20 protein-coding genes are annotated in these 21,680 nt (G+C 44.5%); 18 read left to right on the top strand and 2 right to left on the bottom strand.

The annotated features are described in order from the left end of the window. The first annotated feature begins 83 nt into the window (after positions 1-83). From xerD to ATB74_RS14825, 9 genes are all read left to right on the top strand, one after another. On the top strand, positions 84-998 hold the full coding sequence (xerD, locus tag ATB74_RS14860; protein WP_048658059.1) for a site-specific tyrosine recombinase XerD: 915 nt from the start codon (positions 84-86) through the stop codon (positions 996-998). A 26-nt stretch (positions 999-1,024) separates the two neighbouring features. Beyond that, complete coding sequence (locus ATB74_RS14855) at positions 1,025-1,804, top strand: thioredoxin fold domain-containing protein (protein WP_061019032.1); 780 nt, start codon at positions 1,025-1,027, stop codon at positions 1,802-1,804. Between the two features lie 80 nt (positions 1,805-1,884). Next, positions 1,885-3,621 carry a single-stranded-DNA-specific exonuclease RecJ gene (gene recJ / locus ATB74_RS14850; RefSeq protein ID WP_017059329.1) on the top strand — a complete coding sequence of 579 codons (1,737 nt, stop codon included), beginning with the start codon at positions 1,885-1,887 and terminating at the stop codon, positions 3,619-3,621. A 235-nt stretch (positions 3,622-3,856) separates the two neighbouring features. Next, a protein-coding gene (gene prfB, locus ATB74_RS14845; protein ID WP_102300662.1) for a peptide chain release factor 2 occupies positions 3,857-4,955 on the top strand; the annotation gives its coding sequence in 2 pieces (ribosomal slippage) (positions 3,857-3,931 and positions 3,933-4,955; 1,098 coding nt in all). 98 nt (positions 4,956-5,053) lie between these two features. Next, on the top strand, positions 5,054-6,586 hold the full coding sequence (gene lysS, locus ATB74_RS14840; RefSeq protein ID WP_060983067.1) for a lysine--tRNA ligase: 1,533 nt from the start codon (positions 5,054-5,056) through the stop codon (positions 6,584-6,586). 271 nt (positions 6,587-6,857) lie between these two features. Further along, positions 6,858-8,192, top strand: a complete 1,335-nt coding sequence (gene vpsR / locus ATB74_RS14835; protein ID WP_060983068.1) for a cyclic-di-GMP-binding transcriptional regulator VpsR — start codon at positions 6,858-6,860, stop codon at positions 8,190-8,192. Positions 8,193-8,526: 334 nt separating this feature from the next. Further along, a complete protein-coding gene (locus ATB74_RS24485; RefSeq protein WP_260167372.1) occupies positions 8,527-8,649 on the top strand; it encodes a hypothetical protein in 123 nt (40 codons plus the stop codon). A 109-nt stretch (positions 8,650-8,758) separates the two neighbouring features. Next, entirely contained in the window at positions 8,759-9,010 is a 252-nt protein-coding gene (locus ATB74_RS14830) for a hypothetical protein (RefSeq protein WP_004735015.1), read from the top strand. Positions 9,011-9,224: 214 nt separating this feature from the next. Continuing rightward, the gene (locus ATB74_RS14825) at positions 9,225-9,536 is read left to right on the top strand and encodes a DUF6482 family protein (RefSeq protein WP_004735016.1); all 312 of its coding nucleotides are present in this window, start codon (positions 9,225-9,227) and stop codon (positions 9,534-9,536) included. 89 nt (positions 9,537-9,625) lie between these two features. On the opposite strand, the gene mutH is transcribed toward ATB74_RS14825, so the two are convergent. Next, positions 9,626-10,291, bottom strand: a complete 666-nt coding sequence (gene mutH, locus ATB74_RS14820; protein WP_048606845.1) for a DNA mismatch repair endonuclease MutH — start codon at positions 10,289-10,291, stop codon at positions 9,626-9,628. 616 nt (positions 10,292-10,907) lie between these two features. Here mutH and rppH point away from each other — a divergent pair. The 7 genes from rppH (at position 10,908) to ATB74_RS14785 (ending at position 18,435) form a co-directional block, all read left to right on the top strand. Beyond that, positions 10,908-11,426, top strand: a complete 519-nt coding sequence (rppH, locus tag ATB74_RS14815) for an RNA pyrophosphohydrolase (RefSeq protein WP_017059335.1) — start codon at positions 10,908-10,910, stop codon at positions 11,424-11,426. 2 nt (positions 11,427-11,428) lie between these two features. Next, positions 11,429-13,678: a phosphoenolpyruvate--protein phosphotransferase gene (gene ptsP / locus ATB74_RS14810; RefSeq protein ID WP_061019031.1), complete on the top strand. Its 2,250-nt coding sequence runs from the start codon at positions 11,429-11,431 to the stop codon at positions 13,676-13,678. Positions 13,679-13,686: 8 nt separating this feature from the next. Then, positions 13,687-14,478: a sulfite exporter TauE/SafE family protein gene (locus ATB74_RS14805; RefSeq protein WP_060983070.1), complete on the top strand. Its 792-nt coding sequence runs from the start codon at positions 13,687-13,689 to the stop codon at positions 14,476-14,478. Between the two features lie 57 nt (positions 14,479-14,535). After that, complete coding sequence (gene lgt, locus ATB74_RS14800) at positions 14,536-15,357, top strand: prolipoprotein diacylglyceryl transferase (protein ID WP_008221585.1); 822 nt, start codon at positions 14,536-14,538, stop codon at positions 15,355-15,357. 9 nt (positions 15,358-15,366) lie between these two features. Then, entirely contained in the window at positions 15,367-16,218 is an 852-nt protein-coding gene (locus tag ATB74_RS14795; protein ID WP_060983071.1) for a thymidylate synthase, read from the top strand. Positions 16,219-16,340: 122 nt separating this feature from the next. Then, positions 16,341-17,741, top strand: a complete 1,401-nt coding sequence (locus ATB74_RS14790; RefSeq protein WP_061019030.1) for a winged helix-turn-helix domain-containing protein — start codon at positions 16,341-16,343, stop codon at positions 17,739-17,741. A 217-nt stretch (positions 17,742-17,958) separates the two neighbouring features. Continuing rightward, positions 17,959-18,435: a hypothetical protein gene (locus tag ATB74_RS14785; RefSeq protein ID WP_061019029.1), complete on the top strand. Its 477-nt coding sequence runs from the start codon at positions 17,959-17,961 to the stop codon at positions 18,433-18,435. Positions 18,436-18,853: 418 nt separating this feature from the next. On the opposite strand, the gene ATB74_RS14780 is transcribed toward ATB74_RS14785, so the two are convergent. After that, positions 18,854-19,999, bottom strand: coding sequence for a Na/Pi symporter (locus ATB74_RS14780; protein WP_048662115.1), 1,146 nt, complete (start codon positions 19,997-19,999; stop codon positions 18,854-18,856). A 389-nt stretch (positions 20,000-20,388) separates the two neighbouring features. On the opposite strand from ATB74_RS14780, the gene nhaR reads away from it, so the two are divergent. Both nhaR and ATB74_RS14770 read left to right on the top strand, forming a co-directional pair. Beyond that, positions 20,389-21,279 carry a transcriptional activator NhaR gene (nhaR, locus tag ATB74_RS14775; RefSeq protein WP_060983074.1) on the top strand — a complete coding sequence of 297 codons (891 nt, stop codon included), beginning with the start codon at positions 20,389-20,391 and terminating at the stop codon, positions 21,277-21,279. Between the two features lie 100 nt (positions 21,280-21,379). Next, positions 21,380-21,673 (top strand): ArsR/SmtB family transcription factor, encoded by a 294-nt coding sequence (locus ATB74_RS14770; protein WP_004735028.1) that lies wholly within the window; start codon positions 21,380-21,382, stop codon positions 21,671-21,673. The last annotated feature ends 7 nt before the right edge of the window (positions 21,674-21,680 follow it).

Raw genomic sequence — 21,680 nt, 5'->3', positions numbered from 1 at the left:
ATCCGCTCAAGTCGTAATTTTTATGGCATTCATATTTGCTCTGGCATACTCTCAAAACAGTTTCCAATATTGTGAGTAACACTATGCAGTCGCCTCAAGGGCAGAGCGAAGACCACGGTCTCGTTGAGCAGTTTTTAGATGCTATGTGGATGGAGCGAGGATTATCGGAGAATACGCTTGTCTCGTACCGTACCGATTTATCCAAGTTATTAGCGTGGATGGAAAAGAACAATTACCGCCTCGACTTCATTAGCCTTTCAGGTTTACAGGATTATCAAGGCTGGTTAGCCGACGCTGATTTTAAACAGACTTCTCGTGCCCGTATGTTGTCGGCGATTCGTCGCTTGTTCCAATATTTACACCGCGAGAAAATCAGAGGCGATGATCCAAGTGCCTTGTTGATCAGCCCGAAGCTGCCGCAACGCTTGCCGAAAGATTTGAGCGAAGAGCAGGTTGATGCTTTGCTTGATGCGCCAGATCCGAACGATCCGATTGAGCTTCGCGATAAGGCGATGCTTGAGTTACTCTATGCAACCGGTTTGCGTGTGACAGAACTGGTTAGCTTGACGATGGAAAACATCAGCCTAAGACAAGGTGTGGTGCGTGTTATTGGTAAGGGTGGCAAAGAGCGCTTAGTACCCATGGGCGAAAATGCGGTGGATTGGATAGAGACTTTTATTGAACAAGGTCGTCCACATCTACTTGGCGAAAACAGTTCTGATGTGGTTTTTCCGAGTAAACGCGCCAAGCAAATGACCCGTCAGACGTTCTGGTATCGTATCAAGCACTACTCGGTCGTCGCTGGAATCGACACAGAATTGTTGTCACCCCACGTATTGAGACACGCTTTTGCGACGCATTTACTGAACTATGGCGCAGATCTCAGGGTCGTACAGATGTTACTTGGGCATAGTGACTTATCGACAACCCAAATTTATACTCACGTGGCGACTGAAAGGCTGAAGCAAATTCACGCGCAGCATCACCCACGTGCTTAAATCCATTTATTTTTAAGGTGAACTTAATGAGCGTATTACGCCGTCTTCCTCTACTAGCGCTTCCTCTTATGATTACTGCATGTAATGCATCAGAAGCGAAAGTAGAAACAACATCAACAGCCGTAGAAGCTGGTCCAGCTCAAGCTATTGATACAGCTGCGTTAACTAAGCGTTTTGAAAAAATCGGTATTAAGGTTGATAAGATTGTCCCTTCGGATATCGATGGTCTGTTAGAAGTTCAAACCAACAGCGGCATTATCTTTTCTTCTCCAGAGGGCGATCACTTTCTAGCCGGCACTCTTTACTCTCTGGATGATAACGGCAAATTCAGTGACGTTTTGGCTGAGCGTCAAGCTCCGCTGAATGCTGAAAAAGTCGCAGCGATGTCGGATACGGTTATCGAATACAAAGCCGATAACGAAAAGTATGTTGTGACGGTATTTACTGACATTACGTGTGGCTACTGTGTTCGTCTGCACAGCCAAATGCAAGGCTACAACGATCTGGGTATCACCGTTCGTTACATGGCTTACCCACGCCAAGGCGCGACAGGGCAAGTTGCCGATCAAATGGCAGCAATCTGGGCTTCAGATGATCCAAAAACAGCGATGCATGACGCTAAAGTAAACCGTCAAATGCCAGCGTCTGGTAAAGACCTAGCAGAGCAAAAGCAGATCATTGCTAAACAATACCAACTGGGTCGTGAGCTTGGCATCAATGGCACACCGGCTATCGTGCTAGCAAGTGGTGAGTTGGTGAGTGGTTACTTACCGCCAGCACAACTTCTTCAACGTTTAGAGCAATAATCTCATTTTCTGTATTGCTAATTTGTCCCCCATGTTTTTGATTTAAGGAGTGGCCTGATTGATATCGGGCCCATTTTTATATGATAGAGATCCAACGCCGTCCTGAGGTCGACATTTCAGTCTTACCTGCTCACTTACCTGACTTGTTAAAGCGCATTTATGTGAGTCGTGGAATCGACAGTGCTGACCAACTAGAGACAGCAGCGAAAGGCTTGCACTCTTATCAAAAACTGGGTGGCATTGATGCTGCGGTTGAACTGTTGTTCAAGGCCATTCAGCAGCAAAAACGCATCATCATTGTTGGTGACTTTGATGCCGATGGCGCAACCAGTTCAGCGTTGTCCGTACTTGCTCTACGTATGTTGGGCAGTTCTAACGTCGATTATCTGGTACCAAACCGTTTTGAAGATGGTTATGGCTTGAGCCCGGAGGTTGTCGAACAGGCAATCGAGCTTGGCGCCGAAGTGATCATGACGGTTGATAACGGTGTCTCTTCTATTGAAGGTGTTCGCTTCGCTAAAGAGAAAGGACTAGAGGTTCTGGTTACCGACCATCACTTGCCGGGCAATGAACTGCCAATGGTCGATGCGATGGTTAACCCAAACCTTGAGAGCTGTGCTTTTCCTTCGAAAGCCCTAGCGGGTGTTGGTGTCGCTTTTTATCTGATGATGGCATTGTGTGTTCACATGCGTAAGTTGGGTTGGTTTGCAGAGCGCGGCATGACAGAACCTAAGTTGATGGAATTGATTGACCTTGTGGCATTGGGCACCGTAGCCGATGTCGTGCCACTCGATGAAAACAACCGCATCTTGGTACACCAAGGGTTGCAACGCATTCGTGCTGGTAAAGCTCGTCCGGGTATTCAAGCCTTGATCGAAATCGCTAAGCGAGACGCTAAGCGTTTGGTGGCGTCTGATTTTGGCTTTGCTCTTGGTCCTCGTATCAATGCAGCTGGTCGATTGGATGACATGTCTTTTGGTGTTGAGCTACTAATGAGTAACAACATCCATGCTGCGCGCCGAATGGCAAGTGAGTTAGATGGCTTGAACCAAACACGTAAAGAGATCGAAGAGGGTATGAAGCAAGAAGCGATGGCTTTTTGTGAGCGCCTTGAGTTTGGTAAAGACGACTTGCCTTCTGGTTTAGCCCTGTTCCAACGTGATTGGCACCAAGGTGTGATTGGTATCTTGGCTTCGCGTATCAAAGACAAATACCACCGCCCAGTGATTGCGTTTGCAGATGGCGGCGAAGGCAGTATTAAAGGCTCTTGTCGTTCGATTCCGGGTTTGCACATGCGTGATGCTTTAGACCGAATCGACACTCAAAACCCAGGTTTGATTCTTAAGTTTGGTGGCCACGCAATGGCGGCTGGCTTAACCATCATGGAAAAGGACTTTGAACGCTTCAGCAAGCTGTTCAATGATGTCGTGAAGAATGAACTTGGAGAAACAGCACTTAAGGGCATTATCTTGTCTGATGGTGAGCTGTTGCCAGAAGAGTTCTCGATGCACACTGCTGAAACGCTGCGTTCAGGAGGCCCGTGGGGACAAGCTTTCCCTGAGCCCATCTTCGACGGTGAGTTTAAAGTGCTGCACCAAAAGCTAGTGGGTGAAAAACACCTTAAGCTGATGCTCGAGCCGCTCTACAAAGGCCACCCTACCAATGTGATGATTGACGGTATTGCTTTTAATGTCGACTTACGTCGCTGGCCAGATGCTTCGGTGAAAACTGTTCATCTTGCATTTAAGCTTGATATCAACGAGTTTCGCGGCAACCAATCGTTGCAGCTGATGATTGATCATATCGAAGCCAAATAGTTATTTTGGGCTCAATAATGCTAATCATATAGCGCTAAATTCAACAAGCTCTGTTCAAAAACAGGGCTTGTTTTCCTTCCTTCCCTTACAAATTTTAGGTGTTTTTTCTGCCTGTCAATTTTATATCCCATTAAGTTGTTGAATCTTGGTTCAGCACTCTAAAAAATTCTGTATCTCCGTCACACTTTTGAGTACAATTCTCCGGTTAAATTCTACTCATAAATGATGAGCTAAAATGTTTGAAATCAATCCTATAAAAAACCGTCTGCAGGATGTGTCTGAGCGCACAAATATCCTGAGGGGGTATCTTTGACTATGACGCTAAGCAAGAGCGTCTAGAAGAAGTAAACGCAGAATTAGAACAGCCGGATGTATGGAACGAACCTGAGCGTGCTCAAGCGCTAGGTAAAGAACGTTCTGCATTGGAAGCGGTAGTAGAAACGATCGACCAACTTGACCAAGGTGTTGAGGATGTTGATGGCCTATTAGAGCTTGCGGTTGAAGAAGAAGATCAAGAAACGTTCGATGAAATTGAACCAGAATTAGCCGAGCTTGAAGCTAAGCTAGAGAAGCTGGAATTCCGTCGTATGTTCTCTGGTGATCACGATGCATCAGATTGCTACATTGATTTACAGTCAGGTTCGGGCGGTACAGAAGCTCAAGACTGGACTTCAATGATGCTGCGCATGTACTTACGTTGGGCAGATTCGAAAGGCTTCAAGACTGAAGTTATCGAAGTGTCGGATGGTGATGTTGCTGGCCTTAAAGGCGCAACGGTACGTATTTCTGGTGAGTACGCTTACGGTTGGTTACGCACAGAGACTGGTGTTCACCGTCTAGTTCGTAAGTCACCATTTGATTCAAGTGGTCGTCGTCATACTTCATTTGCATCTGCGTTTATCTATCCTGAGATTGATGACAACATTACGATCGACATTAATCCTTCTGACCTACGTATTGACGTATACCGTGCCTCTGGCGCTGGTGGTCAGCACGTAAACACCACGGAATCGGCGGTACGTATTACTCACGTTCCGACTAACACCGTGGTTCAGTGTCAGAATGACCGTTCGCAGCATAAGAACAAAGATCAAGCGATGAAGCAGCTACGTGCTAAGCTTTTTGAACTTGAGATTCAAAAACAAAATGCTGAAAAACAAGCGAGCGAAGAAACGAAATCAGACATCGGTTGGGGCAGTCAGATCCGCTCTTACGTACTGGATGATTCTCGTATCAAAGATTTACGCACTGGCATCGAAAACCGTAATACTCAAGCGGTTCTTGACGGTGACTTAGACAAGTTTATTGAAGCTAGCCTGAAATCAGGTCTGTAAGCTTTATCAACTATTAAGCTTTACCAATAATATTGGTAAAAATGCCTATATTTGCAAAAATATAGCTGTCCAAATTTTAAAAGCAGGGTACATCTCTAATGACTGATGCTGTTCAAAACGAAAACGCACAAGAAGCTTCTTCACCTGAAGAGAACAAACTAATCGCTGAGCGCCGCAGCAAGCTGGATCACATCCGCCAAAACTGCAAAGCTAACGGTCACCCAAATGACTTCCGTCGTGAGCACCTAGCTGGCGATCTTCAAGCGGAATTCGGTGAGAAGACTAAGGAAGAGCTAGAAGAGCTTAACCACATCGTTGCGATCGCTGGTCGTGTTATGGCGAAGCGTGGCCCATTCCTTGCGATTCAAGAAACTTCTGGTCGTATCCAAGCATACGCAGCGAAAGACGTACAAAAAGTACTGAAAGAGAAGTACCAAGGCCTAGATATCGGTGACATCATCGGTGTTAAAGGTGCGCTTCACAAATCAGGTAAAGGTGACCTTTACGTGAACATGGAAGAGTTTGAATTGCTGACTAAAGCACTTCGCCCTCTACCAGAGAAGTTCCACGGTCTAACTGACCAAGAGATGCGTTACCGTCAGCGTTACGTTGACCTAATCGTGAACGAAGATTCTCGCAATGCGTTCATCGTGCGTTCTAAGCTTGTATCTTCAATCCGTAACTTCATGAGCTCAAAAGGCTACCTAGAAGTTGAAACGCCAATGATGCACGTGATCCCGGGTGGTGCAACAGCACGTCCATTCATCACTCACCACAATGCACTAGACATCGACATGTACCTACGTGTTGCACCTGAGCTTTACCTTAAGCGTCTAGTGGTTGGTGGTTTTGACCGTGTATTCGAGATCAACCGTAACTTCCGTAACGAAGGTTTGTCTCCACGTCACAACCCAGAATTCACAATGATGGAATTCTACCAAGCGTACTCTGACTACAAAGACCTTATGGATCTGACTGAAGAGATGCTTAGCACTGCGGCTATGGACGTTCTTGGTTCTACTTCTATGCCTTACGGCGACGAAACGGTTGAGTTCGGTGGCACTTACGCTCGCATGAGCATGTTCGATGCAATCAAACACTACAACCCTGAGCATGCTGAGATTCAAGCGCTAACAGAAGCAGACCTACAAGATCGTGAGAAGATGGTTGCTATCGCAAAATCTGTACACGTAGACGTAGAAACGTTCTGGACATGTGGTCAGCTTCTAGAAGAGATCTTTGGTGAAACGGCTGAGCCTCAGCTAATTCAACCAACGTTCATCACTGGCTACCCTGCGGACATCTCTCCTCTAGCACGTCGTAGCGATGACAACCCATTCTTCACAGACCGTTTTGAGTTCTTCATCGGTGGCCGCGAAGTAGCGAATGGTTTCTCTGAGCTTAACGATGCACAAGACCAAGACGAGCGTTTCAAAGCGCAAGTTAACGCGAAAGACGCGGGTGATGACGAAGCGATGTACTACGATGCAGACTACATTACTGCACTAGAGCACGGCCTACCGCCAACAGCGGGTCAAGGTATCGGTATCGACCGTCTAGCAATGCTATTTACAAACACGCACACAATCCGTGACGTGATCTTGTTCCCGGCAATGCGTCCACAAGCTTAATTCTCGCTTAAGGGTCGTAGCAGCCCATAAAATTAAAAAGCCACCTTCGGGTGGCTTTTTCTGTTTTTGGGCTTCAAAACCTAGTCTGTACCGCACTCTTGATTCGAAAAAACGTTATTTCTGACGTAGTCTTACTATTGAGACATAAAATCTAAGATAGTCTCACTACTATACGTCTCTGCGCTGAATACGATCTCGCGGCATTATGTCGAACGATGAAGCAGTGACTCGTATTAGCCTGATTTAAATAAAAATAGAATAAGGAAGAAGGATGGGAACTCAATTTAAGATGGATTCCTTACCAGGTTCTCTTATCGTCGTTGGTGGTGCGTACGAACCCTGGTTATCAGTGTTAGAACAAGTGGGTTGGCAGTGTACCCAGTGTGCGGATTTACGAAAAGCCGATGCCTTGATTGCAGATATTGGCCCATGCATTGGTATTGTCGATCTTAGTCATGATGAATTCAGTCTCAACGGTATTGCTAACCTTGTGAGCAATAACAAGCAGGTGAGATGGCTCGCCTTTATCCGTGAATCTCAATTAAGCTCTGATACGATCTGCCAGTTTATCGTTAACTTCTGTATCGACTTTTTCACGGCGCCAATCCCAGATGCTCAGTTGCTAAGTACCATTGGTCACCAACTGGGTATGCTTAAGCTTGAGCAGAAGGTATGGCCAAACTACGGCATCAATAACAACATGGGTCTACTAGGTGATTCTGTAGCTGTGAAGCGCCTGAGAGACCAAGTGAAGCGTATTGGCCCGACAGATGTAAGTATCTTAATTTATGGTGAGAGCGGGGCTGGTAAAGAGACGATTGCACGTTCTATTCATCAAAACTCGTCACGAGCTCAGAAACCATTTTTAACGGTTAACTGCCGTGCCTTATCTGAAATGAGAATAGAGGCCGAGGTGTTTGGTATTTCAGCACAGCCAGCTGCAACACCTTGTATGTTGGAAGAAGCTGACGGCGGAACCATCTTACTCAATGATGTTTTAGCAATGCCGCGCAATCAACAATTGAACCTGTTGCGCTTTTTGCAAGAAGGTAAGATTGAAACCGAGAATGGGCCTAAATCTGTCGATGTACGTATTCTGGCTGCGAATTCCTCTGATATAGAGAAGGCGTTGATCGAAGGTGACTTCAATGAGGAGCTATATCACTACATCAATGTCTTGCGTATTCATGTTCCGAGCTTAAAAGAACGTGTGAGCGATATTTCAGTACTGGCGAATCACTTCCTACGAGAGTACTCGAAAGAGTTTAATGCTCAAGCGAAGAGTTTCTCAGACGATGCCATTCGTTCGATGAATCGCTACCATTGGCCGGGAAACGTTCGTGAGTTGATGAACCAGATTAAGCGCGTTGTGTTGATGTCTGATGCAGTGATCATCGAAGATCACCAACTCGATTTACCAAAACAGAATGATGAACGTCGTAGCTTGAAAAGCATTCGTGAGCGTTCAGAGCGCGATGCGTTGTTAATTGTTTTGGAATCTTACGGCGGTCAGGTTTCGTTGGCAGCTAAAGAACTTGGTGTATCACGAGCTACTATGTACCGATTGCTGAATAAACACAGCCTAATCTCTGAGGGTGTGGTTTAGACTCTTTTCTACCTGAGTTTATTCAGTCTCTGAAAATTAAACGCCACGTATCTACGTGGCTTTTTTGTTTCTGAAGGTAGCTCGTTGTTTTCTAGCTAAGCCCTAAGAGAGATATGCTGTGATTTTATATAATCATAGTGAATATGTTATATATAAATGAATATGCAACTGATATTTCAGGCGAATGCATTGTTTTAAAAATGTTAACCAATTAGCGGTTGAATAATATACTCACTTGGTTAGACTTTAACCGTGAAAGCAACAATTTAACAAAGACTTGTCTGCTTTTACTACCCCATTTCTTTTGGATTTTTTAGTTAGCTTGGAGGCGCAAATGAAACATTTCGATTTTATACAGCATATTTGCGCGTCGTTTGATCCGTGTACTGACATGGTGACTGATATGTCACAAACATCAGCCATGGCCGATCGAAACACCCAAGATAAACCTAACTAATAGATCCGTACCCTTATTTGGCTGCGGAAAAATAGCAGCTAAGTGAGAAGCCCTCATACTATCGAACACGCTATTTTTCCTCAGTTGATTCAACAACTGGAGAGTTATTATGCGTCACTCAGTATATTTAAAATTAGCAACAGTCCTTATCCGTGCCGATCTTCGTCGTGAAGAGCGTGAATGGCAACGAAAAGTTCGTCGTAGTTCATATGATCTACCATGGAACAATACTCACTTATTAAGAGATATTGGTCTTGAAGCTGACGGTCGACCAATTGGTTTTTCTGAACCAGAAGTCGTCACTATTGAACGTCGAGTACGTCACCTTCGTCGTGTCTTAAGTGCGCGAATACCGACGTAATCTGCGGGGTTGATAGCACCTTTCAACCCCTAAGATAATTTACAGTGATAGTTATGGCGTCGAAAGTGCAAACTTTTGAACTAGAACTGGCCAAAAAAGAGAAGCTCTTGCTTCTCTTTTTTGCTTTTTTAAGCTGTTATCTGTGCTTTTTTAAGTCGTTATCTAGTAAAGGAAAAGAGTTCTACTAAGCTTTATAGAGCAAGGGAGGCTGGCTATGCAAAAGCATCAATTAGACATGTGGTTACATGGAGAGCACAAAGACTCTTATCAAACACCCAAAGTGTACGTGATTGGCTGTTCTGATATCTCAGAATACCTACTGGCGGTGGAGTACAAACACAAGCTAGAACCGGTAAAGCAAGACGGCGAGCCGCTTCACTTTGGATCCTTGGATCAAGTGAAAGAGGAGTTACTCCGGCTCGGTTTTGAAAAGGCGTATCTTCGCTTACACAACGCGTATGATGAGTTTGGTAATGAGCCAAGCCAAAGCTATTGTGATATTGAACTGGCGCTCAAACCTCATTAAGAGAGCGTTTGTAGCTAGAGATTGATTCAACTTACAGACTGTTTTGTAACGCACTGATAGTTTTGGCTATCGAGGCTCGATTAAAAGCTCTATGCGTAATGTGTTGTCAGCAATTTGTGGGTGAATTGAGTTCGTAGATAGAAACCACGAGGTTTAGTTTTGATTGGTTTTCCACTTGCACCGTAAGCTTCTGTTAACACTCGACTGTTGGCGGCTTTTGGACGTAAATGCAGTGCTTCACCGTGTCTTGCTGTTATCTGCTCAACATTGCCTAAAACAATCAACTCCATCAGTTCTTCCCAATCTCTTTTCAAGAGTTCGTCTTCAGCTTGGCTAGGCGTCCATAATAAAGGGGAGCCTACATGCCTCTCAGCTAGCGGGATCTCTCTTTCCCCCTCGACAGGGATCCACAACACTTTAGACAACTTGTTTCGAACGTGGCTGGTTTCCCAAGTTATGCCTTGCACGCCCATCAAAGGCGCAACACACACAAAGGTGGTTTCGAGTGGCTTGCCAGAGTAGCCAATCGGAATGCTTTTTAGCTCGATCCCTAGCTTGGCAAAATCTTGTTCTGGCTTGCTGCCTGCAGGTGCACCCAAGTGCCATTCCAATAGCTGTCCAACCCAGCCTTTATCACGCTTAAGGTCGTTTGGCATCACCATCTCGGCTTCGTCGGCGAGCTCTTTAAAGGTCATTCCGGCGATGGCATACGCGCGCTCTAACAGCTCTTGTTGTGTTTGTGGTTCTGGTTTCATAATAAAAGGCATGATCAAAAAAACGATTTTATCAGAAGTTATCACCAAATGACGACTGGTTAAGAAATGATCTCCTTGCGATAAAAGGGATCAAACTCAGGGTTATCCACAGGACATAAAGGTAATTAATTGAAATATTAATTTAGTGGATAAATAAACAGGGGTTTATGGTGGATAAAATGCTTGCCAAATAGGGTTCAAAATGAATCTTTCACTTACTAGTGTGGATAAACATCGTAGTGGTTGATCTTTGACCATGTTGAATTTCTGAAAGATCTTTTACATTTCTAATGTTTTTTAAAACTAAAATATTATTTTAATTAATTGATTTTTAATGAGATAAAGTGATTTTGATTGGTTTGTCTTTTTTAGTGTTGATGAATCTATGGATTAAAAAAAACGATTGCGGGTAATTCTTCACATAGTTATTCACAGAAAAGGTGAATAAATGTGGTCTATGTCTCACTATTGTGTGGGTAACTAGAATTTGAGCAAAACTTATCCATATTCCTAGTTATTATTCATAAATATAGCGCTTATCACGTCACTAAGTTTGCTCCGATTGGGGATATGTGGAAAAATCAGAGTAATTAAAAATTTAGATAGAGGTTGGCCAGTGATAGATGGCGATGGTTACCGATTAAATGTTGGTATTGTAATCTGTAACAACCATGGTCAGGTCTTCTGGGCTAAACGATACGGGCAACATTCATGGCAATTCCCTCAAGGGGGAATAGATGAAGGTGAGACTCCGGAACAAGCAATGTACCGCGAGTTGTATGAAGAGGTTGGCCTTACCAAAAAGGATGTAAAGATCGTCGCGACAAGTCGTCATTGGTTACGCTACAAGCTACCCAAACGACTGGTTCGGTGGGATTCTAAACCTGTCTGTATTGGACAAAAACAGAAGTGGTTCCTTTTGCGCTTAGATTGCGATGAATCGCATATCAATATGCAGCGTGGAAGTACACCTGAGTTTGATGGTTGGCGTTGGGTGAGTTACTGGTACCCAGTTCGACAAGTTGTTTCTTTCAAGCGAGATGTTTACCGTCGAGCGATGAAAGAGTTCGCATCTTTAGCAATGCCGTTTAAAGAGCGAAAAATAAAAGGAAAGCGCAAATTGCGTAGAGGTTAAGCATGCTCAGTCAACTAAGGGAAATAGTTGAACACGTATCAAGAGTTGAAGATGTATCGACGGCTCTTGATATTTTGGTTAAAGAGACATGCAGTGCGATGCAGACGGAATGTTGCACCGTGTATTTGGCAAATAATGATATGCAGCGCCTTGAGTTGATGGCAACTCAAGGCCTGATCTTCAAAGGCAATAGCATTCACATTGGTTTTGACGAAGGTCTGGTTGGCCTTGTTAAAAGAAGTGCTGAACCTATCAACCTTGCACAAGCGTCTGCTCACCCTGCTTATAAGTTTTTTCCAGAGCTTGGAGAAAACGTCTATCACTCTTTTCTCGGTACTCCGATTATCCACCGCAAGCAAGTGCTCGGTGTATTGGTCATTCAACAGAAGACCCCGCGTTTATTTAGTGAGATGGAAGAATCCTTCCTTGTCACGCTCTCTGCACAACTTGCCGTTATTGTGGCGCACGCCCAAACTCAAGGCCATTGGCTGTTAGAGCAACAGAAGCTACCTGCGACTAAAGGTATTGCAGCTTCATCGGGCGTGGCGATTGGTGATTTGTGGTGGGACAATACTCAGCCTGAACTCACCGATGTTTATCCTGCTTCGACGCTCAATGTAGACAGAGAGCACGAGTTGTTGGCGGTAGCGGTTGAAAACGCCCTCAATGACTTTAAGCGCATGCGAAAGCGCTTAGATAGCGAAATCAATAAAGATGCGTTGGCGATCTTTGACCTGTTTACTCACTTACTCAACGATCCTATGTTGCGTAAGGATCTGAAGAGCCAAATCCAGAAAGGCGATAAAGCCGATTGGGCACTAAGACAGGTTGTTGAAAGCTATTCGAATCGCTTTGCTCGTATGTCAGATGTTTACCTTCGTGAGAGGGCACAAGACATCCGAGAGCTCGGACAAAGGCTGCTCTATTTCCTCCATAACTCTGAACATGAACTCCGCACCTTAGATAAGCCGATTATTCTAGTAGTTCGTGAGTTAACCGCTTCGGTATTAGCGTCTATTCCCAAAGAAAAGCTCTTGGCGGTTATTTCTTTGGAAGGGGCGGCGAACTCGCACGCAGCGATTTTATCTCGAGCGCTTGGCATACCTTCAGTCATGGGGGTAAATCTTAACTTAGCTCAAGCTAATGGCAAGCGAGCGATAGTTGACGGGTATAGCGGTGAGATCTTTATTGAGCCGACGCAAAACCTGCTTAAAGAGTATCGAGGGCTGATTCTAGAAGAGAGTGAGCTCTCGTCTATGGTCAATCGTGAACTGTACCTTCCGGCAAAAACGCAAGACGACAAGCAAGTCGAAATTCTGCTTAATGCGGGTTTGAGTGCAGACACTAACATCGCTATCAACCAAGGTGTTGATGGAGTAGGGCTGTATCGAACTGAAATTTCTTTCTTATTGCAGCAAAGATTCCCGTCAGAGGACGAACAATTCAAGCAGTATCGCTCTGTGCTGGCAAGCTACCCTGAAAAGCAAGTGGTGATGCGTACACTCGATATCGGTGGTGATAAGGCCTTACCTTATTTTCCTATCGAAGAGGACAATCCATTCCTTGGTTGGCGTGGTATTCGTTTTACGCTCGATCATCCTGACATTTTTATTATTCAGTTACGTGCCATGCTACGTGCGAGTTGTGAAAGCCATAACTTGAGTATTTTGCTGCCGATGATCTCTGGCGCGCAGGAACTGGATGATGCACTACAACTTATTGAGCAAGCGTATGACGAAGTGCTTGAGCTTGATAACCGAGTGCGTATGCCTCGCGTTGGTATCATGATTGAAGTGCCATCCATGCTTTACATACTGCCGCTGATTGCGGATAAGGTCGACTTCGTTTCAGTTGGTACCAACGACTTAACCCAATATTTATTAGCGGTTGATCGGAACAATTCACGAGTATCCGATGTCTATGAATCAATGCACCCTGCGGTGATCATGGCATTAAAACAAATTCATGATACTTGTAAGCAATATCAATTGCCTGTGTGTATTTGTGGCGAGTTGGCAGGTGACCCGATGGGCGCGCTGCTATTGATTGGATTGGGGTATGAGACGTTAAGTATGAATACCTCGAATGTTGCAAGAACCAAATATTTGATTCGTCAATCGAACTTGGCTGAATTACAGGATTTGGCAAATAAGGCACTTTCAAAACCGTATGGTAGTGACATCTATAGTATGATGCTGAACTATTTCGAAGAGCGTGAATTTACAGGCTTCATTCGAGCAGGTAAAAAATAGGATTTAACGTGTCATATGAACTGATAGGCTTGTTAGCAGGCCTTGGTGCTATTGTTGGTGTTTTAGCTGGCTTGCTAGGCATTGGTGGTGGTCTGTTGGTGGTTCCTGCCTTACTGTATTTGCTTCCTAAAGCGGGTATCCCTCAAGAGTTTGCGATGCAAATGGCATTGGCTACCTCGTTATCAACCATCATCGTTACGTCGGGATCGTCTGCGATTAACCATTTAAAATTGGGTAACGTAGAGATATTTGTCGTTAAGTGGTTGATGCCAGGTGTGGTGATAGGTGGCTTCCTCGGTTCTTTCGTGGCCGATGTCATTCCAGCTCAGTACTTACCAAAAGTCTTTGGTGTGATTGTCTTAGTATTGGCGTTGCAAATGCTGTTGTCGATTCGCTCTAAGAGCCAAAAGTCGATGCCGGGTTCAGCTAAAACCGTGTTGTGTGGTGGCGGGATTGGTTTGGTATCAAGCTTAGCGGGTATTGGCGGTGGGTCTTTATCGGTACCTTTCCTTAACCATCACGGTGTGGAAATGCGTAAAGCCGTCGGCTCATCTTCGGTATGCGGTTGTGTTATCGCGATTTCGGGAATGCTAGGGTTCATTTGGCATGGATCTTCTGTCGATGATCTTCCTGCGTATAGCTTAGGTTACGTTTATCTGCCGGCTTTAATCGCGATATCTTGTACCTCAGTTTTGACCACTCGAGTGGGTGCGAAACTGGCCACTCAATTGCCAACCCCTGTGCTGAAGAAATTCTTTGCGGTATTTTTAATGTTTATAGCAGCCACAATGCTGCTGTAGTGTCTTTTCTGTTAGCCATTGAGCTAACCGTTAATCAATTTAGATAGAGAGCCAAGTATGTCTCAGGGTTTTATCGAATTCCCAAATATCGATCCTGTTCTTATTGAACTAGGACCAATCTCAGTTCGTTGGTACGGCCTAATGTACCTTGTTGGGTTTATGTTTGCTCTTTGGTTAGCAAATCGCCGAGCTGATCAACCGGGTAGCGGTTGGACTCGAGAGCAAGTATCAGACTTACTGTTTGCTGGCTTTCTAGGTGTGGTGCTGGGTGGTCGTATTGGCTACGTACTTTTCTACAACTTTGACCTTTTCCTCGCCGATCCACTGTACCTATTTAAGGTATGGACTGGCGGTATGTCTTTCCACGGTGGCTTGCTTGGTGTTATTACTGCCATGTTTTGGTATGCCAAAAAGAACGGTCGAACCTTCTTTGGTGTGGCAGACATGATTGCACCATTGGTGCCATTTGGTTTAGGTATGGGACGTTTAGGCAACTTCATGAACAGCGAGCTTTGGGGCCGTGTGACTGATGTGCCATGGGCGATTGTGTTCCCTAACGGTGGTCCACTTCCTCGTCACCCATCTCAACTTTACGAGATGGCGCTTGAAGGTATTGTGCTGTTCTTCATCTTGAACTGGTTTATCAAAAAGCCGCGTCCTCTTGGTTCTGTATCAGGGTTATTCCTAGCTGGATATGGTACATTCCGCTTCTTAGTAGAATACGTACGTGAACCAGATGCTCATTTAGGCTTGTTCGGCGGGTTTATCTCTATGGGACAAATCCTATCACTGCCAATGGTTATCATCGGTGCGCTGATGATGGTATGGGCATACAAGCGCGGTCACTACAAAGACGAATTACCACAACAAACGAAGTAAGGAATTGGTGTGAAACAGTATTTAGATCTCTGTCAGCGTATCGTTGATGACGGTACTTGGATTGAAAATGAACGCACGGGCAAGCGCTGCCTAACCGTGATCAATGCTGACCTTGAATATGATGTTGGTAATAACCAATTCCCACTGGTAACAACGCGTAAGAGCTTTTGGAAAGCCGCAGTTGCTGAGCTGCTTGGCTATATCCGTGGTTACGACAATGCTGAAGATTTTCGTAAGCTAGGGACTAAGACTTGGGATGCGAACTCGAACCTGAACGAAGCATGGCTGAATAACCCTTACCGCAAGGGTGAAGATGACATGGGCCGTGTTTATGGCGTTCAAGGCCGAGCATGGGCAAAGCCTGACGGCGGTCATATCGACCAGCTGAAAAAGATTGTTGATGATCTAACGAACGGTATCGATGACCGTGGTGAGATCTTAAACTTCTACAACCCAGGCGAGTTCCACATGGGGTGCTTACGTCCGTGTATGTACAGCCACCACTTTTCTCTACTTGGTGACACTCTGTTCCTAAACAGTACTCAACGCTCTTGTGATGTGCCACTAGGCCTGAACTTCAACATGGTTCAAGTGTATGTGTTCCTAGCGATCATGGCGCAAATCACGGGTAAGAAAGCTGGTGTGGCTTACCACAAGCTTGTTAACGCTCACATTTACGAAGACCAATTAGCACCAATGCGCGACATTCAGCTAAAGCGTGAGCCTCTAGCCGGCCCAACATTCCATATCAATCCTGAGATTAAGTCTCTAGAAGATTTGGAAACGTGGGTAACGATGGATGACTTTTGGGTTGAAGGGTACGAATGCCACGAAGCGATTAAGTACCCATTCTCGGTTTAATCGTATCCGTTTGTTGATTGAAAGGCTGCCACTGTGCAGCCTTTTTTATTTGTGATACTTGGCTTGCTTACCATTTATAAAACCAATAATCTTGTGTGGTCTTTTCTAACTACAGAACTACTATGACTCGCTCGCATTGCTTTATATTGCAACACGATTTTCCTATTGCTTTCTACCCTGATAAAAATCAGTTGGTGGTGGATAGTGAAGCGATTCATTTAGAGCCATTACAGGCAAAGTTGCTCAGCTATTTCATCGAAAATCGCGGGCAAGTGGTTAGCACTCAGCAGATAGCTGCTGATGTGTGGCAAAGAACTCAAGTGTCTGACAATTTGGTCAGACAGGTCATCAGCTTGCTGCGCAGTCAGCTTCAGGATAAATCGCGTCCGTATCGCATTATTCAAACCATTCCCAAGCAAGGTTACCTGTTCGATGTAGAGGTGACTCAGCCGAGCGTCGAACCAACTCCCGTTGAGGACGTCTCTTTACCTGAATCTGAGCCTAAACCTTTTGTGGCTAAGTCAAAAAAGAAAATCATCGCCTTGATTACAACCGCAGTATTCTCTGTTGGCTTAATAGCAACTTGGGCATGGCAAGCCGATGTCCCAACCAACGATACAGCTGTTACTTCCGCTCATCAAAGTAATGTGATTCCTGTCTATATCCATGACATAACACTCGATTCTGCGAACGATTATGAGATGTCAGAAAGCGTCTATAACTATCTTTTCTACGGGTTGAACTCAGCTAAAAACCTATCAGGTTACCACTTCTCTCAGCTATCTAAACAGGGTAAGCAATCACTTGCCAACAATGGTGTCGAACTCAAAAGTTGGCTCAAGAAAAAGGATGGGGATTATGTACTGAGAGTGTTGGTACAAAATAACAGTCAGCCCAACCAAAGTCAGAAAGTGGAAAAGCGCTTTAGCCAAGATGATTTCTTTGATGCCATTGGGGATGTGATTCTCGAGATTAAAGCCATTATTGCCCCAATGAGCTCAGAATACGGAGTGGCAAGTCATCGAGTGACTTCTATTGATAACTACGATGATTGGAGTGTTATCTCTGAGGGGATATCGTTGTTCTATCAGGGTAAAGGTGGTCAGCCATTTGAGGAAATAGCACTTCAGTTGGATACGATTCAACAGCAAGGGCGGGATAATTATCTGGTCAATGCCTTACTGTCGTATTCGGAATCTTTGGCTTATTTGCAAACTCATGAGCAAGAAGATCGCGAACATGCACTGCAACTGGCAAAGCAAGCCTTTGAGATGAACCCGCGTTGTGATATCGCTAACCTTACCTTGGGTCTTGCATTGTTAATCAACCAGCATGCCAATCAAGCTTTTCCTTACCTTTCTTATGCTGCCGAAAGTACACCGAGCCCGATCAGTTTTTATCTACTCAGTGTGGCTGACAAGCTGTCGGACAACCCAAAAGGTTCGCAATACAACTATCAGCGTTATACCGAAGTGAAAAAAGAACATAACGGACAACTGTTTGATCTTATTGAATATTTATAAAAAACAAACCTTTCCTAAACCACGAAATAAGTTCTCAAGCGAAGGTGTTTCGTGAGAGCTAATGGCAACGGTATTTTCGCAAGACTTTCTTGTGCCAACAGGCTTCTCAACATGTTTGATTATTGTTTGGACTCAGGCTCGATTGCCTTGCATCAAGCGTAAAAACATCGACTTCCAGATACTGGTATCTAAATTATTAACTATTTAGGGTACACATATGTTGAAGAAATTCGCTTTTCAGATCATTCCAATTCAGATCTTCCTGTTCGTTTTTTGGTTCAAAAATGGCTTTATCGATAAAGTGATGGGCGTGCTACTTGGCTTCATTACGCCCGACACTGCTTATTCGGGAGACACTTGGGCTGGCTGGAAAGGTTACATTGTCGGCACTTGGGATAAGAGCCAAATCGGTCATGCTCTACTGAGCCCAACGTTCGACTATATGTTCCCGATTCTGATTGCTTTGCAATGTGTGCCATTTTTATTGGTTCTTCGTTCAGTACTTGCTGGTGAGTTCATGGTTGGCAAAGAGCGTCCGTGGTTGCTCTATGCTGCCTTTGCTTCTCTGTTTGTGACTGCTTGTATGGCTTTTACTCAAACCATCACTGGCGCAAGCGATGGGCAGTATCTATGGCAATTTATCGGCTTTGGCATGGTTGCCATTATGTACTTACGTTATGAGCAAGGTAAGTAGGGGCGCTAGATACGAGTACACGAGATGCGAGATACGAAGAGCAAAGCCTCCGTCATTCCCTAGACCGACGAAGGAGGGAGTAGGGAATCTCTGGGTGTAGTGTGCTAGGCAGATTCCCTATCACGCTCGTGCCTCGCAGTAGGGAATGACGGATTTTTAGATGCGAGCAAACGGGATTCGAGATGCGAAGAGCGTGTTTAGATTTGAGTCAGTTAGATACGAAATATTAAAACGCAGATAATTAGAGAGAGTCGCTTTTCGTTACTCGTTTACACGAATCTCGTATCTGGTTTTGGTCTTCGTTACTCGTTTACTCGAATCCCGCATCTTTTTTTGTTTCCCGTATCTGTTCCTAAAAAGAAAAAGCCCGCAACCTAGGAGGTTGCGGGCTTTGCTATAAGCGATGTTTATTTTGCTATTAAGCAGTCAGTGCTAACACGGTACCAGGCAGTACAAGGAATACCGCAACAAGGTAGCCAGCGACTACAGATTTGTTCTTCACAGCCATGTCTGAAATCATGTCAGCCGCTTTAACTGGTAGCTCACGTAGGAACGGGATACCGAAGATGAATACCGTTGCCATGATGTTGAACACCAAGTGTACTAGAGCAATCTGTAGTGCAAATACCGCGAACTCACCAGATACTGCTGTAGCTGCAAGTAGAGCTGTAATACATGTACCGATGTTTGCTCCCAGAGTGAATGGGTAAACGTCACGTACTTTAAGAACACCTGAACCTACTAGCGGAACCATCAAGCTTGTTGTCGTAGAAGAAGACTGAACAAGGATAGTAACGATAGAGCCAGAAGCGATACCGTGGATAGGGCCACGACCGATTGCGTTCTTTAGAATCTCACGAGCACGACCAACCATTAGGCTCTTCATTAGCTTACCCATTACTGTGATGGCTACGAAGATAGTCGCAATACCTAGAACGATAAGCATGATGCCGCCAACAGTGTCGCCAAATGTTGATAGAGGCTCTTTAATCGCACTGACTACTGGCTTAGTGATTGGCTTGATGAAGTTTAGACCACCCATGCTCATATCACCTGTTGCTAGCATTGGTGATACTAACCAGTGAGAAATCTTCTCTAGAATACCAAACGCCATCTCTAGTGGTAGGAAGATAGCCACAGCTAATAGGTTAAAGAAGTCGTGAATTGTCGCACTTGCGAATGCACGCTTGAACTCTTCTTTACAACGAACGTGACCAAGGCTAACCAGCGTATTGGTTACCGTAGTACCAATGTTCGCACCCATGATCATTGGGATTGCTAGCTCAACAGGTAAACCACCTGCCACAAGGCCAACGATAATTGAAGTAACTGTACTAGATGACTGAATCAGTGCTGTTGCTACTAAACCAATCATTAAGCCTGCAACTGGGTGTGAAGCAAATTCAAAAAGAACCTTTGCTTGCTCGCCTGTTGCCCATTTGAAGCCTGTACCAACCATTGAAACTGAAAGTAATAGTAGGTAAAGCATGAATGCCAAGTTAGCCCAGCGTAGCCAACGAGTAGTGCTCGAGATAGGCGCTGCTGCAGTAGTAGCTTGGTTCATAATGTATTCTCCATTGGACCGTTTAAGTCTGTGTTTGGTCTGTTTGTTTAATCTGAGCGTGATGTTAGAGAACAAATATTTCAGTAATATTACATTTTGGTTTAGGTTGGTTTTTTTTGTGATGATTTGCTGTTTAAATATTTTGACAGTAAATACTGCCATTTTAACCAGTTGTTTTTGTTGGGTTTTGTGTGATTTATGACTTGGTGGTGTAGATCTTAAAAGTTGGAGAAAAATTGAAAATAATTGCTGAAATATTACATTATGAAATCAGACACTTCGTAAAAATAGGTAGTAATGCTTAGTTAGGTTTGGTTTTTCCGAGTTTATTGAGTGGCGGTGTCATATTTGATATAAAAGGGTATCTACTCTTTTATTACGGCACACCTATGTCGCACCTCAACTACAACCATCTGTATTACTTCTGGATGGTTTGCAAGCAAGGTTCTGTTACTAAAGCTGCAGAAGCCCTATTCCTAACACCACAAACGGTAACGGGGCAGATAAAAGCCTTAGAAGAGCGCATGGATGGCAAGTTGACCAAGCGTAATGGCCGCAGTGTTGAGCCAACAGAACTTGGACAGCTAGTGTTTAAATATGCTGACCGAATGTTTGGCCTGAGTTACGAGATGCTGGATATCGTGAATTACAGCCAGCACTCCAATATTCTGTTTGATGTTGGCGTTGCAGATGCGCTCTCTAAAAGACTCGTCAGTAAGATACTGATGTCGACCATCCCTCCAGATAACAGCATTCATTTACGCTGTTTTGAATCGACCCATGAAATGCTACTTGAGCAACTCTCTCAGCATAAGCTCGATATGATCTTGTCTGACTGTCCGGTGGACTCTAGTCAAAGCCCGGGCCTATTTAGTAAAAAGTTGGGCGAGAGTGGAATGAGTTTTTTCAGTTCAGGCAAGGTTGAAGGCGTTAACTTCCCCGCAGTATTAGAACAAAGAAAGCTTTTGATCCCAGGAAGCCGAACCTCGATGGGACGTAAAGTACTGCAATGGTTTGATAGACAAGGACTTAAACCTGATATTTTGGGTGAGTTTGATGATGCCGCATTAATGAAGGCTTTTGCGCGTTACCATGATGACGCAATATTCTTAGCACCGACGCTTTATATGTCTGAAGTAGAAGAAGACACATCACTGCAGCTATTAGGTGGTATTGAAGAGTTAAAAGAGGAGTACTACGTCATATTTGCTGAGAGGATGATCCAACATCCAGCAGTAAAAAACGTATGCGACGCAGATTTTAGCAAATTGTTCGAGTGAGGCGGTTTGTTAATGAATTGATATCGATTATCATAACTCCACCATATGCCGGAAATACTGATAGCCCGTAGTTGGCGTAAAGGTTGTAGGGAGCCAAACTATGAACTTAAAAGAGATGGAGAAGAACTCAGCGCAAGCTGTGATTCTACTCAAAGCCATGGCCAACGAGCGTCGCTTACAGATCTTGTGCCTATTACATGGTACTGAGCTGTCGGTTGGGGAGTTGTGTGGCAAGCTGGAACTGAGTCAGTCTGCTTTATCTCAACATCTTGCTTGGTTGAGAAGAGATGGTTTGGTCGAAACTCGCAAAGAAGCTCAAACCGTGTATTACACATTGAGCAGTGAAGAAGTCAAAGCGATGATTAACCTACTGCATGGTATTTACTGTAAGTAGCTAATTG

This window comes from Vibrio splendidus (assembly GCF_001557875.1).
Lineage (GTDB): Bacteria > Pseudomonadota > Gammaproteobacteria > Enterobacterales > Vibrionaceae > Vibrio > Vibrio splendidus_F.
Note: the sequence above shows the minus strand (reverse complement) of the source record. Positions and strands in the feature narration are given on the sequence as shown.